This window comes from Streptomyces sp. NPDC004788 (assembly GCF_053601115.1).
This window is the reverse complement of sequence record NZ_JBSGBF010000035.1, coordinates 40,555-57,116: the sequence shown is the minus strand read 5'-3', so window position 1 is coordinate 57,116 and position 16,562 is coordinate 40,555. Positions and strand designations below refer to the sequence as shown.

Below are 16,562 nucleotides of genomic sequence, written 5' to 3'. Positions count from 1 at the left end.
ATCGCTCCAAGGCGGCCTCCTCGGCCTCCTTCGGACCCAGCCCGCCGTGATGCCGCATCACCCATGCGTAAGAGCGCCGCTCGGACTGCAGGCAGTCGAGATACTCGGCTTCGTTCCATGTCACGGCTCAACGGTAGACCGGTCGCGGATGACGACCTGCCGACGCGGGGCGGTCGCGTACCGGAGCACGGGTGTCGAGCCCCGACCCAGGTGTCGGAGAGACGCGCGGCGTGGGTGACCAATGGTGGGGGAGTGCTGAAAGCCCTTCCGCAGCCCCTGGATAATGTGGGTCTCGGTGGTGGGCCCGGGCCTGCTTCGCGGGGAACGTTCTCGCGATGGACGTCGTCCGGGTAGGCATACGATCAAGCTTCGGGGGCGGGCAGTTCATGGTGCTGAGGGGCAAGTACGGCGCGCACATAGCCATGGTCGCCTCGGCCGTCGTGCTCAGTCTGACGGCGTGGGGGGCGACCATGCTGACAGACCACGAGGTCGACGCTCAGGCGCGGGCGAGGGCCGGGGGCCGGCCGGACGCGCGGGTTCCGGCGAAGCCTCAGGGCCGGCCCGAGCGGCCGGTGCGCATACCCGAGAGCATCGCGCACGCGGCCGAGGCCGGCGGCAGGTCGGTGAACATCACCATCGACGATGGCCCGGACCCGCGCTGGACGCCGAAGGTGTTGAACGTGCTGAAGGAGAACGGGGTCAAGGCGGTGTTCTGCATCGTCGGGCCGCGTGCGCAGGAGCACCCGGAGCTGGTCAAGAGGATCGTCGCGGACGGGCACCGGCTCTGCGACCACACGGTGTCCCACGACACCTCGATGGACAAGAAACCCGTCGCCTATCAGCAGCGGCAGATCCTGGACGCGCAGAAGATGATCGAGGACGCGGCCGGCGGAGCGAGGGTCGAGTACTACCGGGCGCCGGGTGGCGCCTTCACCCCGGACAGCAGGCGTATCGCCGCCGCTGCGGGGATGCGACCCCTTGGCTGGAACGTCGACACCAAGGACTTCGAGCGGCCCGGCACGGCGTCCATCGTCAGCACCGTGAAGCACGAGCTGCCCAACGGTCCGACGATCCTCTTCCACGACGGTGGCGGCGACCGCAGCCAGACGGTCGCAGCCCTCGAACAGGTGCTGCCCTGGCTCAAGCAGCAGGGCCACTCCTTCAGCTTCCCGGTGCGGACCACTCCCTGACGAGGACGGAGAACGTGCCGCTCGTCCCGCACCCGCTGCCGGACAGGCCCACGCCCATCTGTCGCGCGGGGCGTCGTGGAGGTCCGCGACCAGCCGCTGGGCTGTGCGGTGGCCGCTGGACCTCTCATCGGGGGGTGTTCATCGGTTCGGGTTCCGGAAGTGGGCGAGCGTCCTGGTGAGGGATTTGAGCGGTGAGGCGTTCTGTTTGACCGCCGGTGCGGGCGCCTGGGGCGCGTCGGCGCTGTTGGTCGCCTCCGCGAGTGCCGCGAGCGCCGACTCGGCTGCTTCCCGGTAGAGGTCGCAGGATGCCGTCATGGCTTCAAGCGCCTTGGCGTACCGGGTGACCATGGCCCGCGCGTGGACGAGTTCCTCGTCCGGCGTGTACAGGTGCCAGCCTTGGCGCAGTCGTGTCACGGCCTGTTCGGCGTCAGCCGGCATCGGCTGCGTCAGCGCGGCGAATTCCACGATTTTGTCGAGGAGTTCGGTCGGCTGTGTGCCGTCCAGGAAGACGTTGCGTACGGTGAAGCGCTCCGCGTCGTACTCCGGAACCTGCGGTGTGGTGGGCAGGACGACGGCGCCGCCCCGCGGTATCCCGACTCCCAGCTCACGTTTCATCACGAAGTCGGCGGTCAGTGCCTGCTCCGGTGCGGCCCGGTGCTCGACCACCCGGTGTCGCAGGCTCGGCGGCAGGAACGCCGTGACCGGCCGCCGCCCCAGCGCGTCCGGTGTCATCGCCTCGTGCACCACGACATGGATGAACCAGCTGTGCCGGGTGGAGTCGCGCAGCCGGCGGCGCAGCTCGTCGTCGTCCTTCGGCAGCGGGTTCGCCGCGCGCAGGCGTACGCCCGGCACCGTGTCGTGATCCCATGCGATCTGGTCGCTGTCGGGCCAGAAGACGGTGGCGGGTGAGGGCCAGCCCGTTTCCCAGGCCCGTTCCGCCTCGGCGGCGAGGACCCAGGTGACGCCCTCGCTCTTCATACGGCGGGACTCGGGCTCGTACGTGGTCAGTTGCGCGCGCACCGTGACCTCGTCGGCCACGCGCCAGCGAGCCTCGAAGACACGACGGGCCAGCGGGCCGGGATCGGCGGACTCGTCCCGGGGGTAGAGGTCGGTGGACCGGGCCGCCTCGACGGGGTCGAGGTCCAGGAATTCGTCGATCACCCCAGCGGCCTTGAGGGCGATCAGATTGCGCCGCACGTCCCGCTCGGGCTCGGGCCCGAGGTGACGTCCACGTCCGAGCCACGTGGTGTCGGGGACGATGGTCGGTGGAGTGCTGTTCTTGGCCATGGAACCGTTCGGTGGGTGAGCAGGGCCAGACCAGTATGGTCTGCGGCCCGGGCAGCGGGCGATACCCCGTCCACGCCATGGGCGATGAATTCCGGACCCGCGTGTTCGAACCGGTGGGGGAGCGGGCACGGGCGTGGAGGAGGGGGATCCGCCGCTGGAGGTCGCACCATGAACGCACCCGCAGGTCACCGCCCGCGCGCCGCTGTCGTCACGGGAGCCGACTCCGGTATCGGCCGGGCCACCGCCGTCCGGCTCGCGGCCTCCGGGATGGACGTGGGGATCACCTGGCACCGCGATCTCCAGGGCGCCGAGGACACGGCGCGGGAGGTACGGGCCCACGGCCGGCAGGCCTTCGTCGAGCACGCGGACCTGACCCGGCTGCCGGACGCCGCCGAGGTCGTCGACGTGCTCGCCGACCGGCTGGGCCGCGTGGACGTTCTGGTCAACAACGCCGGCACCGGCACGGCCACCCCGTTCCTCGACCTGGATCACGACACCGTGCGAGAGGTGATCGACGTCGATCTCGTAGGCCCGCTCTTCTGCGCCCAGCGGGCGGCGCGCCGCATGATCCGCCAGGGCGACGGGGGCCGGATCGTCAACGTCACCTCTGTGCACGAGCACCAGCCCCGCGTGGGCGCCGCCCCATACTGCGCGGCCAAGGGGGGCCTGGGGCTGCTGACGCAGGTCATGGCACTGGAACTGGCCGAGCACGGCATCACCGTGAACGCCGTCGCTCCGGGAGAGATCGCCACTCCCATGACGGGGCAGGAGGACATCGACGTGACCACCCGACGGCGCCCCGGTGTCCCGTTGGGGCGGCCCGGGGACGCGCGCGAGGTGGCTGCCGTGATCGACTTCCTGGCCGGGCCGGACGCCTCGTACGTCACCGGCGCGTCCTGGGCCGTCGACGGCGGGATGCTGCGGATGGGCCCGATGGCCGGCTCTCACCTCCAGGGCGACTCCTGGCGCCAGGCCTGACACAACGGACGCCCGGTCGACCGCCTCGACGACGCCCGGGTTCCCACGGTTGCAGCTCCGCGGTGCGCCCGCGCGGGAAGACGACACGGGGCTCGCCTCGTGAGTCGAGCCCGCGACGCGCGTGCCGCCCGGATCGGCTGGGGCTTCTTCACCCAGGCCGTCCCCCCGCCGCACGCCGACGGCATACCGGCGTCCTCGCGGCCGCGTCGGGTCGCGAGAGCGCGGATCAGCTCACCAGGTTCGGGCGAGCAAGTGCGTGAACAGCGTCTCCAGTTGCTGTACGGCCGGGGGCGTCAGCGGTGTGTCGTGCAGGGCGTGGCGGGCGGTGTCCAGGTGGCGGCGCGCCTCGTCGCGGGTTGCCGACCGGCCGCCGGCCTTCTCCACCAGAACTGCGACGTGGGCGGCCTCGTCGTCGTCCATCCGCCCGGTGGCCGTGAGGAACGCCGCGAGTTCGCGTGCGGCCCCGTTTCCTCCGGCCAGAGCCGAGAGGACCGGGTACGTCTTCTTGCCCCGGAGCAGGTCCGCGTGGACGGGCTTGCCGGTCACGGCCGGGTTGCCCCAGATGCCGAGGATGTCGTCCACCGCCTGGAAGGCGAGGCCGAGATGACGCCCGGCTCGTTCGAGCGCGGTCACGGTGCGGTCGGGGGCGCCGCCCAGGATCGCGCCGAGCGCGAGCGCGCACCCCAGCAGGGCACCCGTCTTCTGGTCGGCCATCGAACGGTACTCGTCAGGGCCCACCGCTCCGGGCCCGTACCACGGACGGTCCTCGAAGCGCAGGTCCTGCGCCTGGCCGGTCACCAGGGTGTTCAGAATCCTGCACAGGCACCGGACCGCGGCTCCCGTGTGCCGGCTCCGGGCCTCGGCCAGGGTCGACACGGCCTGGGCGAGGAGCGCGTCGCCGGCGAGAACGGCCGGGCCCGTCCCGTACGTCTTCCAGACCGCCGGACGCTGTCGGCGCAGTGCGTCGGCGTCCATGATGTCGTCGTGGAGCAGCGAGAAGGTGTGGACGAGTTCGACGGCCACGGCTCCCGGGACGGCGTCGGCGCCGTCGGCCCCGACGGCCTCTGCTCCGAGCACGGCCAGGGCCTGCCGCACTCCCTTGCCCTCTGACCCGCCCGGGTCCGGCGTCCCCGACGTGTCGGACCAGCCCAGTGCGTACGCCGCCATCTCACCGGTCCAGGGGTGCAACCTGCCCACCGCCTCCGCCAGCGCCGGCCGGACCAGTGCGCGGCAACGGTCCAGGACGGCGGACGGCGAGGGGTGGTGAGGGCGGGGCGGGCTCATCAGCGCGGCGCCCGCGGGACCGGCGGCGGACGAGCCGGCAGGTGTGCCCACGCGTGCACGGGCCGGCGACGACGGCTTCGGCAGGGCGTTCATCGCAGCCCCTCCACGTCCGCCGCCCGCAGGGCCTCCGCCCCGACCGTCGGCAGCACCGGCTCCGCCGCCGCCCCCTCACCGGCCTGGTCCGGTAGCGGCCCGACCCCGAGCTCGGCCGCGGCCTTGTCCACCATGTCCCGGGCGTGCCGTAGCCCGATGCGGTCCAGCGTCGAGCGCAGTTCGGCGAGTTCCGCGGCGGTGTGCGCGGCCGCACGGCCGAGGCGGGCCTCGGCCTTGACCAGACCCAGCCTGGACAGCGCCGTCCCGCGCGGCTCCTCCATCTCGCGGAACTCCTCCAGCGCCTGCGCGTACAGCTCGCGGGCCTGCTCGTAGCGGCCGGCCCGGTACAGGACGTTGCCCCGCATCTTGTGGTTGTAGGCGAGCGCGCTGGAGAGGCGTATCTCCCGGCAGGCCTCCTCTGCCTGCGAGAGCAGCGACAGGGCGCGGTCCACGTCCCCGTCGCGTACGGACACCACGTCGGCGATGCCCCGCAGGGCCCACGCCCAGCCGCGCCGGTCCTCGGCGCGCGACGCCGTCTCGGCCGCCTCCTCGAACAGGGCAAGGGCCTTGTCGTACGAGCCCGTGTTGCGGTGCATCTGCGCGATGCCCTCCAGCGCCCACACCGTGTGCCGGGCCTCGCCGCGGCGGCGGGCTTCGGCGAGCAGCTGCTCGTGGAGCCGGCCCACGGCCTCGTAATCGCCCTGGATGCGCCCGGTCTCGGCGAGCCCCGCCAGCGAGTAGCCCCGCACGACGACGTCCCCGCCCCGCTCGCCCGCCTCGGCGGCGAGCCGCAGGAGCCGGTACGCCAGCCGGAACGCACCGCGCTGGCGGGCCAGCGTGCCGCCGCTCCACAGCGCCCACGCCATCGCCCCTTCGTGACCGGCCGAACGCGCCGCCCGATAGCTCGCCTTCCACGCTCGGTCGGCCTCCGCGATCCGCCCGAGCCTGCGGCACGCCTCCGCCACGGCCAGCCCGCACCGCGCCATCTCCCGCAGGTCCCCGGCCCGTTCCGCCGCCTGGAGCTCCTCGACGCCCCGGGCGAGCACCTCGGGCAGCGAGGCGTTCACCGACAGCGACCCGAGCGTTCCCTGATACTCCGGCGCGGACGCCTTCGCCCGCCTCGTCTCACGCACCTGACCTGCCATCACAACCTCCTCCGGTCGGCCCGACGATCAAGCCGACGCGAGGGGGGAGACGGTGTCGGCGGTGCCGGGTTCCGTATCGGCCGGAAAGTCCGTCTGCGTATGGGCGGCGGGTCATCCTCAAGTGCTACGCGGCCGCCGGAATCTCCTCAACGCGACGGACACCAGGGCCTGGTGGCGGCGGCACCGTCCGCACGTGCGTCTGCTGCCGGTGCCGGCGGGGCCGCCGGTCGCCCGCCGCCTCAGTAGGACGGCAGCCCTAGCGGGACCCGGCCCGTGGCGCGGCCGTGTTCGTCCAGGAGCCAGGCCATGCGTTTCGGTGAGTGCAGGGACACCGTGCGGTCCTTGACCTCCAGGGCCGGGAAGCGGTCGGCCAGGAGGGCTTCGAAGGGGTCGACCGCGCCGAGGCCGTGCAGCCAGACGAGGACGAGGAGGTTGTACGGGCCGCTCACCGACACGCACATGCGGACCTGCTCGAACCGGGCCAGCGCGCTGCCGGTCTGCTCCAGGAGGGCGTGCGGCACCGACGTCCGGTAGATCACCATCGTGGACAGGCCCGCCAGCGGGTGGGCCAGGTCGCAGCGCAGGGTGATGTCACCGTCGCGCATCAGCCGCTGGAGCCGGCGACGCGCCGAGTGCTCGCTCATGCCCGTCAGCGCGCCGAGCTCCGCGTACCCGAGCCGCCCGTCGCCGCCGAGCGCGGCGATCAGTGCCTGATCCGACGGTGCGGGCCGCTGGTGGAGGTGGGTGCTGTACGTCCGGGGGCGTGCGGCCTCCTGTTCGTCGAGTCCGGCCCGTACCGCCGGGTTCATCGCCCGCATGCGCCAGTCGCGCCCCTCCCCGTACAGCGTGATGCCCAGCCGGGTGCGGGTGGAGCGGACCCCGCGCAGACCGCCGATCCCGCGGTGTACGGCGCGGCCCAGCGAGGGCAGGTCGGGGGCGGCCACGGACAGGAAGAGGTCGAAGTCGCCGGCCGTCTCGTCGACGCTGAACACCCACGGCAGCGCCGTCACCGCGGCGCTCACCCGGTCGAAGGCCCGCGCTCGGCACCGCACCTCCACATAGGCGACCGTCGCGGTCTTCGCCGCGTCGTACGCCGTGACCCAGGCCAGGCCCTCGGCGCGCAGCCGTTCGAAGCGGCGGGCCGCCGTCGTCGCGTCCACCCCGAGCGCCTTCCCGATCCGGGTCCACGGCGCCCGGGGCGCGGCCTGCAGGGCGTCGACCAGCGCGAGATCCAGCTCCGAGAAGCCCGCGGGCGGCCGGCTCCCGCTGGAATCCGGCGTGACCGGGCTCTGGGAGAGGCTTTCCTGCAATTCGGGAGGGTTCTCGCTCACACGCCGGATCGTAGGGGCACTTCCCGGCCGACGACCAGTTTCGGCCACCGGTGAGAGGAGTGCCGTGACTGCTCCGCCCCTGCCCCTTGCCCCCGCCGCCGCCCCCGCCCACCGCAGGACCGTCCGGATCACGGTCGTCCTGCTCTTCGCCGCCTGGCTGGTCGACTACGTCGACCGGCTCGTGATCAACCTCGTCCTGCCCTCCATCGGCGCCGAGTTCCACGTCGACCGCACCCAGCAGGGCCTCGTCGTCTCCGCCTTCTTCCTCGCCTACGCCCTCTGCCAGCTTCCCGGCGGCATGCTCGCCGACCGCTTCGGCGGCCGGCGCGTGACCCTCTGGGCGCTGCTGTCCTGGTCGGTCTTCACCGCCGCCACCGGCTTCGCCTGGTCGTTCGCCGTACTGCTCGCACTGCGCTTCGCCTTCGGCGTGGCCGAGGGCGTCTTCCCGCCCGCCTCCATGAAGGTCCTGGCCGAGCGCACCCGGCCCGAGGAGCGCATGGGCGCCAACGGAGCGGTCATGAGCTCCAACGCGATCGCCGCCGTCATCACCCCCCTCACCGTCGCCCCGCTCGTCGCCGTCTTCGGCTGGCGCTCGGCCTTCTGGTCCACGGCCGCCCTCGGAGTCCTGGCCTTCGCCGCCGTCCGCTTCCGGCTGCCCGCGCCGCTTCCCCGGACGGGGGCCACGACCGCGGGCGGCGAGGGCGAGGCGGGGCCCGAGGCCGGCGAGGCGGGGCCCGAGGCCGGCAGAGCACGTCCAGCCCTCCGAACCGTCCTCGGCATGGGCGTCCTCTGGCGCTTCGCCCTCATGATGTTCGGCTACAACACCATCATCTGGGGCCTCAACACCTGGGTCCCCTCGTACCTCTCCGAGGAGCGCGGGGTCTCCCTCACCTCGGCCGGAGCCCTCCTCGCCGTCCCCGCCCTCGGCGCCGCGCTCGCCACCGTCCTGGGCGGGCGGCTCTCCGACCGGCTCGGCGGACGCCACCGGACGGTCGTCGTCCCCGGCATGGCCGTCGCCGCCGTCGCGCTGCTCCTGATGGCGAACGCGCGGTCCGTCCCCGGCTTCGTCGTCTTCGGCACCCTCGCCGTCTTCGCGGCCTCCATGGCGTACATGCCGATCTTCGCCGTCCCACTGGCCGGACTCGCTCCGGAGCACGTGGGCGTGGGCAGCGCCGTCGTCATCCTCGGCGGCCAGGTCGCCGGGATGATCGCGCCGCCCGTCATGGGCGCGCTCGCCGACGCCTTCTCCTTCCAGGTCGCCTTCGGCTTCCTGGTGCTCGGCGCGGTGATCGCCGCCGCCATGGCCTGTCTGACCCCGCAGGACGCGGACGCCTTCCGTGCCGCCGCCGACCGCGCGCCCCGCCCCTCCCACACCGCAAAGGAAACCGCATGACCCCCGACGCGACCGTCCACCCGCTGCTCGCCGGCCTCGACGAGCGCCTGCCCGAGCTGCGCGCCCTCTACGAGGACCTGCACGCCCACCCCGAGCTGTCGTTCCAGGAGTTCCGTACGGCAGGCATCGTGGCCGAGCGGCTGCGCGCGCAGGGCTGGGAGGTCACCGAGGGCGTCGGACGCACCGGCGTCGTCGGCGTCCTCGCCAACGGCGAGGGACCCGTCGTGCTGCTGCGCGCCGACATGGACGCCCTGCCCGTCAAGGAGGAGACGGGACTGCCGTACGCGTCCACCGCCACCGGCATCGACCCGGACGGCATCGAGGTGCCGGTCATGCACGCGTGCGGGCACGACATGCACGTCACCTGTCTGCTCGGTGCCACCGGGCAGCTCGCCGCTCGGCGCGACGGCTGGCGCGGCACGGTCGTCGCCGTCTTCCAGCCGGCCGAGGAGGTCGGCGGCGCGCCCGCCATGATCGAGGACGGCTTCCTCGACCGTTTCCCGCGCGCTGAGGTCTGCCTCGGCCAGCACGTCGCCCCGGCGCCTGTCGGCTTCATCGGCACCCGGCCGGGAACGGTGATGGCCGCGTCCGACAGCCTCCGGGTGACCCTCTTCGGGCGCGGCGGCCACGGCTCCTCTCCCGAGACGGCCATCGACACCGTGGTGATGGCTGCCGCGGTCGTCATGCGGCTGCAGACCGTGGTCTCCCGGGAGGTCGGCGCCTCGCAGACGGCGGTCGTCACCGTGGGCTCGCTGCACGCCGGGACGAAGGAGAACATCATCCCGGACACCGCCGAGCTGCGCGTCAACATCCGCTCGACCACCCCCGCCGTACGCGAGCGGGTGCTCGCCGCCGTCGAACGCATCGTCCGCGCGGAGGCCGCGGCCTCCGGCGCACCCAAGGAGCCCGAGTTCGCCCCCCTCAAATCCTTCCCGGTCACCGTGAACGACGCGGCCGCCACCGCCGTCGTCCAGTCCGCCCTCACCGAAGTCATGGGCGAGGGGCGCGTCTTCACGCTGCCGCAGGCGATCACCGGCAGTGAGGACTTCGGGGTCTTCGGGACCGCGCTCGGCGTGCCGTCCGTCTTCTGGCACTTCGGCGGCGCCGACCACGCGCTCTACGCGGGAATCGACCCCGACTCGATCCTGGAGAACGGCCTCCCCGCCACCGTCCCCGCCAACCACTCGCCTCACTTCGCCCCCGTCCCCGGCCCGACGATCCCCATCGGCGTGACCGCCCTGCTCACGGCGGCCGGGGCGTGGCTGGGGACGGGGACAGTGAGGGACAAGGGGGCCGACGAGTCCTGAGGGCGCGGGCGGTCGCTCGGCGGCCGCCTGGTCAGCGCTCTGCCGCCGCGGGTCAATGTTCCTTGCTGGAGTGGTTTTGGACGGGGTGGAGGGTTCTACGCGCGTCGGAATCGGTGCCTCCATATGGAAAGACACGATCCGGAACGGGCCTGGTTGGAGCTATCCCCACACCTGTCCGCCAAAGGGCCGTTCAGGCACCGGACCGGGGGAGAATCCCGTCGCACTGTCCAGAAATTCCAAAGGAAAGATCCGTGCGACCAAGACTTTTCGGCCTGACCGCCTCCGTGGCCGCATTCGGACTGCTGAGCTCCCTCGTCACCGCGTGCGGCGCGTCCGGGAGCGGCGGGACGACGCTGCGCCTGGTGGCTCCCGAGTACGGCGACAGCCCAGGCACCAGTTCCAAGGCGTACTGGGACAAACTGACCGCGGCGTTCACGGCTGCCCACCCCGGCACGAAGGTCGAGGTGACGCTCTATCCCTGGGCCGACGTCGACCGTGAGGTCACGCGCATGGTCCAGGAGAACAACGCCCCGGACGTGGCCTTGATGGGTGCCTACTCCGACTTCGCCGCACAGGGCCGCCTCTACGCGGCCGACGACGTGTTGTCGATCAGCTCGGAGGCCAACTTCCTGCCGCCGCTCGCGGACGCGGGCTCGATCCACTACACCCTCTACGGTCTGCCGTTCGTCGCCAGCAGCCGCCTGCTGTTCTACAACAAGGACCTGTTCGACAAGGCCGGGGCGAAGCCGCCGAAGACCTGGTCGGACCTCAAGGACGCGGCCGAGGCGCTGAAGAGGGAGGGCGTGCTCTACCCGTACGCTCTGCCGCTCGGCCCCGAGGAGGCGCACGCCGAAGCCCTGATCTGGGAAGTGAGCAACGGCGGCGGATACACCGACACCACCGGTGCCTACAGCATCGCGTCCGAGCGCAACACGCAGACCTTCCGCTGGCTCAAGGACAACCTCGTCACGCCGGGACTGACCGGCCCCGTCCCGCCGGCCGAACTCAACCGGCAGGACGCCTTCGCCGCCTTCCTGCGCGGTGACGTCGGCATGGTCAACGGCTACCCCTCCCTCCTCCACGAGGCCCGCGCGAAGGGCATGAAGGTCGGCACCCTGACCATGCCGGTCTCGGACACCCTGACCGACGGCGAGACACCACCGTCGGTGGGCGTCGCCGACTGGATGATGGCCTTCAAACACGACGACAACCGCGAACTGGTCGGCGCGTTCCTCGACTTCGTCTACGAGGACAAGAACCTCACCGAGTTCGCCGGTCGCTACCACCTCCTGCCCTCGACGGTGACCGCCACCCAGAACTCGCAGGACGGCGGAACCGACCCGAGCACCGAGCAGTTCCTGACCGCGCTGCGCAGCGCCGAGCTCTACCCCGTCAACGAACCGTCCTGGCTGAAGGTCAGCAACACCATCAAGCGCAACATCGGCAAGGCCGTCGAGCCCACCGCCGACCCCAAGGCCGTGCTGGAGGACATCGCCCAGCAGGCCCGCGACGCGGCGCAGCAGAAGTAGCCCCCGCAGTCCCGGACAGCGACCGCGTCCTCTCGCCTTCCGTCCCACCGGACACCTCCTCCGTCGCTCACGACGTGCCCACAAGGCGCGCGGGGCGACGACCCACGACCCGGGCAGCGGGCAGCGTGCACCGGGCGCCGGGCCGGCCATGACGAGGCTCCCCAGGCTCAGGCCGGAAGAAGGCCGCGGAACTACTCACCCGTTTACGGGTGTCGAGAACGCGCCGTCGGCTCCGTCCTCGGTATACCGGTGGCTTCAAAGGGGCCGCGCAACGCCAAGGGAGAACCGTCATGACGCTTCAGCGGATGGACAACGTCGGCATCGTCGTCGAAGACCTCGACGCCGCGGTCGCCTTCTTCACCGAACTGGGCATGGAGGTCGAGGGCAGGGCGCAAATCGAGGGCCTCTTCGCGGACCAGGCCGTCGGACTCGACGAAGTCCGCAGCGAGATGGCGATGATGCGGACCCCGGACGGCCACGGCAAGCTGGAGCTCGCGCAGTACCACAACCCGGCGGCGATCCGCGACGGATCGCACAACCCACCGCCGAACACGCTGGGCCTGCACCGGGTGATGTTCGCCGTCGACGACATCGACGACGCCATCGCCCGCCTCCGCCCCCATGGCGCCGAACTCCTCGGAGAGGTGGCGCAGTACAAGGACATCTACCGCCTCTGTTACCTCCGCGGCCCTTCAGGCATCATCGTCGCCCTGGCCGAACAGATCGGCTGACGGGGGCTTGACACCTCATCGCCTTCGACGTCCTCAGCGAACCTGGTCGCTCTTCGGCCCGGTTCGCTCGATCCTCGCCCGAGTTCCGTCCGGGGTGTACGGATCGTGGAAGGTGAAGGTGTGCGGTGCGGAGCCGTGGCCGACAGCCCGAAGGAACCCCTCTGCGGTCGTGACGACCACCGAAGACGACGCGAAGGCAGCTGCCCGTGCGGCTGGCCGATGCCGAGCGTCTTGGCCGGGGCGGTCTCGGCGGGCAGTTTTCCAGGTCGCCTTGACTGCTGCGGCGGCTGAGTCGCCGACGTCAACGCGGGTACCCGCTTGCCCGAAGGGGCAACAGCGGATGCCTCGGTGAGGGCTCCCTGGGACTGCCGCCCCGCGCCACGCCGGGCCCATGCTGGAGGTTGGCGCGGACTCCGGGCAGCGAGGGGCTTCGTATGCGAGAGGCGGCTCACGAGCAGAACGAACCGGAGCGCTCGCCGGAACACCGGGTTCGTCCGGACGGCGGCCAGGTGGCCGAGTCTCCGGCGACGACGCGACCGGCGCCGGCGGTACGGCCACTCAGCGCGCGCACCGCCCAGCTCATCCAGGCAGGGGCGGGCAACCGCGCCCTGGCCGGGATGATCGCTCAGCGACGCGCAGCGGAAATACCGGCCACCGGAGCCAAGCCCTCGACCGCCGAACCCCGAGAGCTGGCACCGCCGGCTCGTCCTCCCGTGGACGGCCTCCTCGTGGCCGAGGCTCCTGAACCGTCGGGCCCCACCGCGACGGTGCAGCGTTATGCGCGTCCGCCCGCAGCCTCAACGCCCAAGTTCAACGCCCTGAAGTCCGATGTCCGGGGGAAGCAGAAGGCCCTGGCCGCGCACCCCACGCCCGCGTCGAAGGCCGACGCCGCCCGGGCCGCCGCCAAGCCGCCCGCCGACGACAAGGAGGCTCAGGGCAAAGCCGCCAACGCGGAGAAGATGAACGCCGCCCAACCCGGCACCTTCGACAAGGCCGCGTTCATCGCCGCGGTCAACAAAGCGATCTCCGAACAAGCGCCCAAGAACCTCGACGAGGCGGACAAGTTCGGCAGCTCCGGTAAGGCCGACGCCGTCAAGGGCCAGGTCCAAGGCCAGGTCGGTCAAGGCAAGGAGCAGTCGGCCAGGCAGATCGAGACCACCACCAAGGCCGCGCCGGACACCAGCCAGGCCAAGGAAAAGCCGGTCACCCCGCTCGCCCAGGAGCCCGCCCCGGCGCATCCGGGCACCCCGGACCCGGCCAACGCCGTCCCGGACAAGGCTCCGCCGGCCGCGACCGACCTCTCGGCGGGGCCGAAGCAGGTCGACCAGCAGATGGCCGACGCCCACGTCACCGAAGACCAACTCGCCAGGTCCAACGAGCCCGAGTTCACCGGCGCGCTCAAGTACAAGAAGGCCGGTGAACAGCACGCCGCCACCGCGCCCGGGCACGTCCGGGCGGCGGAGAACCAGACCTTGGCCCAGGCGAGAGCCGGGGCGCAGGCCGGTGCGGCCTCCTCGATCGAGGCGATGCGCGGGCAGAAGGCCGCCGCCAACTCGGCGGTGGCGAAGGGCCAGCAGGGCGCGCAGGGCAAGGACGAGCAACAGCGCGCGCAGGTCACGGCGAAGCTGCAGGCGGTGTTCGACGCCACCCAGAAGGATGTCGAGGGCATCCTCGCCGGGTTGGACAAGAAGGTCGACGATGCCTTCACAAGCGGGGAGAAGGCGGCCCGGGACGCGTTCACCGCTGAGCACAAGCGGCGGATGGACGAGTACAAGCACAAACGCTATTCCGGGTTCACGGGCAAGCTGCGATGGGTGAAGGACAAGTTCGCCGGTCTGCCGGACGAGGCGAACCAGATCTTCGTGACTGCCCGGCAGGGCTATGTGGCCCGGATGCAGACCGTCATCTCGACCGTGGCGGATGTGATCGGCGGGGAGCTGACCCGGGCCAAGCAGCGGATCGCGACCGGCCGTCAGCAGTTGCAGGCCGAGGTGCGGAAACTCCCAGCCGACCTGCAGGCCATCGGCAAAGAGGCGGCGGGTGAATTCGCCGGGAAGTTCGACGAGCTGACCGCCAACGTCGATTCCAAAGGCCAGGAACTGGTGCAGACACTGGCCACCAAATACAACGAGGCGCTCAAGAGCGTTGACGCGGAGATCGAGGCGGAGAAGGAGAAGAACAAGGGGCTGATCGCCAAGGCCGTCAACGCGGTCAAGGGTGTCATCGACACCATCCTCAAACTCAAAGACCTCCTGCTCGGGGTCCTCGCCAAGGCCGCACACGCGGTGATGGCGATCCTGAAGGACCCGGTCGGCTTCCTCGGCCACCTCGTCACAGCCGTCGGCGCCGGGTTGAGAGCGTTCCTTGCCAACATCGGCACCCATCTCAAAAAGGGCCTGATCGGCTGGCTGCTCGGCAGCATGGCCAACGCCGGTATCCAGCTGCCCGACAGATTCGACCTGCGCGGCATCCTGTCCATGATCGCCTCCCTGCTCGGCCTGACCTGGTCCGCGATCCGCGGCCGGATCGTCCAGCGCGGGATCCCGGAACAGGCCATGACCGCCGTCGAGGCGGGTGTCCCGCTCGTGGCCAAGCTGCAGTCGCAGGGTGTGGCCGGAGTCACCGAGGAGATCAAGGAACAGGTCGGCGACCTCAAGGAAAACCTGCTCGGCAAGATCTCCGAATATCTGATCCCCACGGTACTGATCGCCGGTATCACGTGGATCATCAGCCTGCTGAACCCGGCATCGGCGTTCATCAAGGCCTGCAAGATGATCATCGACATCGTCACGTTCATCATCGACCGCGGCGCCCAGATCATCGAATTCGTCAACGCCGTCCTCGACGCCGTCATCGCCATCGCCGGCGGAGGCGCCGGCGGCGTCCCCGCCCTCATCGAGGCTGCCCTGGCCAAATCCATCCCGGTCCTGATCGGCGCCCTCGCCGCCATCCTCGGCATCGGCGGCATCGCCAACAAGGTGAAGAGCTTCTTCCAAGCCCTGTCCAGGCCGGTGATGAAGGCCGTCGACTGGATCGTCGGAAAGATCGTCGCGCTGGGAAAGAAGGTCTGGGCGAAACTCAAGTCCAAGCTCAAGGGCGACAAGGGTGCCAAGGGCGACAAGGACACGGCCGGGCCGGACCAGAAGCAGCCGGGCGAAGGCCACACCCTGAAACCGGACTGGGAAACGGTCAACTTCTCCGCGGACGGGCACGCGCATCGGCTCTTCGTCGTGGCGTCCGGCGGCAAGGCGACGCTCATGGTCGCCAGCACGGAACAGCCGGTCGTGGGCTATCTCAAACGTGTCATCGCCGACGAGAAGACCAGTCCCGAGATCAAGCAGAAGGCTCAGACCGCGTTCCAGCTGGCGACGACCGCCGGTGGTCAGGCGAACGAGATCGCGAAGCTCGCCGTGCACGTGCCGGAGAAGGGGGAAGCGGCGGCCAAGCAGAAGATGTCCGAGGAGCAGGCGGAGCTCTCCGGAGAACAGAAGCAGCTGGCCGGCCTGCTCAAGGACATCTTCGAACAGAAGAACTCCATCGAGCCCTGGCTCGGCAAGCCCGTCGCCGATGTACCGAAGGGACTGCTCGGCTACGACGTACGGCCGGACAGCGGAACGTTCCTGTTCGGCCAGAGCTACTCGTTCCTGCAGATTCAACGCGCGGGCGGGTTCGGATCGGCCGACGAGCGCAGCTTCCCGATGGTGCACGTCGACCCGAACGAACTGGTGCAGAAGGGTGCGGGCATCCTGCGGGCCGACATGGAGGTGATCAAGGCGTACCGCGCCGCGATCGCCACCCACCGGAACAAGCTGAAGCTCGACGAAGCGCCGGATCTCGAGGGCAATCCCGACGGTCTCGCGAACCAGCTGGAGAACGGCGCCAACAAGCAACGGCCGTTCAACATGGGCATCCGCAAGCAGATGGAAGCCATCGTGAACTTCCTTCAGAAAGGCGGAGATCTCACCGGCGTCGAGGTGAAGGTCGGGAAGAAGCGCATCGACTACACGGCCCGGATGACCACCGACGGCCGGACGCAACACGTCATGATCGAGTACAAGCACGTGACCGGGAAGCTCAGCACCGAACGCCGGGCCGAGTTGGTGACCAAATTGACGGCCCAGCTCACCGGTCAGATAGAAGGTGGTCGTGGAAAATACACCACGCACATCATCGACTGGCCTGAGTTCAGCGGCCTCGACGCGCGTTCGCAGGCAGCGTTCCGTGAGGTCGTCGAGGACGCGAAGGAGGTGGGTGCGACGTTGGGCATCGAGGTGAGATGGAACGGGTGACGGCC

11 protein-coding genes are annotated in these 16,562 nt (G+C 70.8%); 7 read left to right on the top strand and 4 right to left on the bottom strand.

Features of this window, described 5'->3' with window-relative positions:
- Nucleotides 1–386 precede the first annotated feature (386 nt).
- Nucleotides 387–1,190, top strand: a complete 804-nt coding sequence (locus ACWEJX_RS17795; protein ID WP_451608360.1) for a polysaccharide deacetylase family protein — start codon at nt 387–389, stop codon at nt 1,188–1,190.
- A 138-nt stretch (nt 1,191–1,328) separates the two neighbouring features.
- Here ACWEJX_RS17795 and ACWEJX_RS17790 read toward each other — a convergent pair whose 3' ends face one another.
- Nucleotides 1,329–2,477, bottom strand: coding sequence for a hypothetical protein (locus tag ACWEJX_RS17790; RefSeq protein ID WP_451608359.1), 1,149 nt, complete (start codon nt 2,475–2,477; stop codon nt 1,329–1,331).
- A 168-nt stretch (nt 2,478–2,645) separates the two neighbouring features.
- On the opposite strand from ACWEJX_RS17790, the gene ACWEJX_RS17785 reads away from it, so the two are divergent.
- Nucleotides 2,646–3,455, top strand: a complete 810-nt coding sequence (locus ACWEJX_RS17785) for an SDR family oxidoreductase (RefSeq protein ID WP_451608358.1) — start codon at nt 2,646–2,648, stop codon at nt 3,453–3,455.
- Between the two features lie 231 nt (nt 3,456–3,686).
- Here ACWEJX_RS17785 and ACWEJX_RS17780 read toward each other — a convergent pair whose 3' ends face one another.
- From ACWEJX_RS17780 to ACWEJX_RS17770, 3 genes are all read right to left on the bottom strand, one after another.
- Nucleotides 3,687–4,739 (bottom strand): polyprenyl synthetase family protein, encoded by a 1,053-nt coding sequence (locus ACWEJX_RS17780; RefSeq protein WP_451608382.1) that lies wholly within the window; start codon nt 4,737–4,739, stop codon nt 3,687–3,689.
- Nucleotides 4,740–4,828: 89 nt separating this feature from the next.
- A complete protein-coding gene (locus ACWEJX_RS17775) occupies nt 4,829–5,977 on the bottom strand; it encodes a tetratricopeptide repeat protein (protein ID WP_451608357.1) in 1,149 nt (382 codons plus the stop codon).
- Nucleotides 5,978–6,216: 239 nt separating this feature from the next.
- The gene (locus tag ACWEJX_RS17770) at nt 6,217–7,308 is read right to left on the bottom strand and encodes an Lrp/AsnC family transcriptional regulator (RefSeq protein ID WP_451608356.1); all 1,092 of its coding nucleotides are present in this window, start codon (nt 7,306–7,308) and stop codon (nt 6,217–6,219) included.
- A 64-nt stretch (nt 7,309–7,372) separates the two neighbouring features.
- Here ACWEJX_RS17770 and ACWEJX_RS17765 point away from each other — a divergent pair, with 64 nt between their 5' ends.
- The 5 genes from ACWEJX_RS17765 to ACWEJX_RS17745 all read left to right on the top strand — a co-directional run bounded on the left by ACWEJX_RS17765 (nt 7,373) and on the right by ACWEJX_RS17745 (nt 16,557).
- The gene (locus tag ACWEJX_RS17765) at nt 7,373–8,701 is read left to right on the top strand and encodes an MFS transporter (RefSeq protein WP_451608355.1); all 1,329 of its coding nucleotides are present in this window, start codon (nt 7,373–7,375) and stop codon (nt 8,699–8,701) included.
- The gene (locus ACWEJX_RS17760; protein ID WP_451608354.1) at nt 8,698–10,008 is read left to right on the top strand and encodes an amidohydrolase; all 1,311 of its coding nucleotides are present in this window, start codon (nt 8,698–8,700) and stop codon (nt 10,006–10,008) included. Before ACWEJX_RS17765 ends, ACWEJX_RS17760 begins: the two co-directional genes overlap by 4 nt.
- Before the next feature lie 251 nt (nt 10,009–10,259).
- A complete protein-coding gene (locus ACWEJX_RS17755) occupies nt 10,260–11,537 on the top strand; it encodes an extracellular solute-binding protein (protein ID WP_451608353.1) in 1,278 nt (425 codons plus the stop codon).
- Nucleotides 11,538–11,827: 290 nt separating this feature from the next.
- The gene (locus ACWEJX_RS17750) at nt 11,828–12,268 is read left to right on the top strand and encodes a VOC family protein (protein ID WP_451608352.1); all 441 of its coding nucleotides are present in this window, start codon (nt 11,828–11,830) and stop codon (nt 12,266–12,268) included.
- Nucleotides 12,269–12,702: 434 nt separating this feature from the next.
- On the top strand, nt 12,703–16,557 hold the full coding sequence (locus ACWEJX_RS17745) for an HPC2 multi-domain protein (RefSeq protein ID WP_451608351.1): 3,855 nt from the start codon (nt 12,703–12,705) through the stop codon (nt 16,555–16,557).
- Nucleotides 16,558–16,562 lie beyond the last annotated feature (5 nt).

Bases quoted from the DNA above. Each gene is read 5' to 3' on its own strand.
- ACWEJX_RS17795 (WP_451608360.1), top strand. From the start codon at position 387: ATGGTGCTGAGGGGCAAGTACGGCGCGCACATAGCCATGGTCGCCTCG.
- ACWEJX_RS17790 (WP_451608359.1), bottom strand. From the start codon at position 2,477: ATGGCCAAGAACAGCACTCCACCGACCATCGTCCCCGACACCACGTGG.
- ACWEJX_RS17785 (WP_451608358.1), top strand. From the start codon at position 2,646: ATGAACGCACCCGCAGGTCACCGCCCGCGCGCCGCTGTCGTCACGGGA.
- ACWEJX_RS17780 (WP_451608382.1), bottom strand. From the start codon at position 4,739: ATGAGCCCGCCCCGCCCTCACCACCCCTCGCCGTCCGCCGTCCTGGAC.
- ACWEJX_RS17775 (WP_451608357.1), bottom strand. From the start codon at position 5,977: ATGGCAGGTCAGGTGCGTGAGACGAGGCGGGCGAAGGCGTCCGCGCCG.
- ACWEJX_RS17760 (WP_451608354.1), top strand. From the start codon at position 8,698: ATGACCCCCGACGCGACCGTCCACCCGCTGCTCGCCGGCCTCGACGAG.
- ACWEJX_RS17750 (WP_451608352.1), top strand. From the start codon at position 11,828: ATGACGCTTCAGCGGATGGACAACGTCGGCATCGTCGTCGAAGACCTC.
- ACWEJX_RS17745 (WP_451608351.1), top strand. From the start codon at position 12,703: ATGCGAGAGGCGGCTCACGAGCAGAACGAACCGGAGCGCTCGCCGGAA.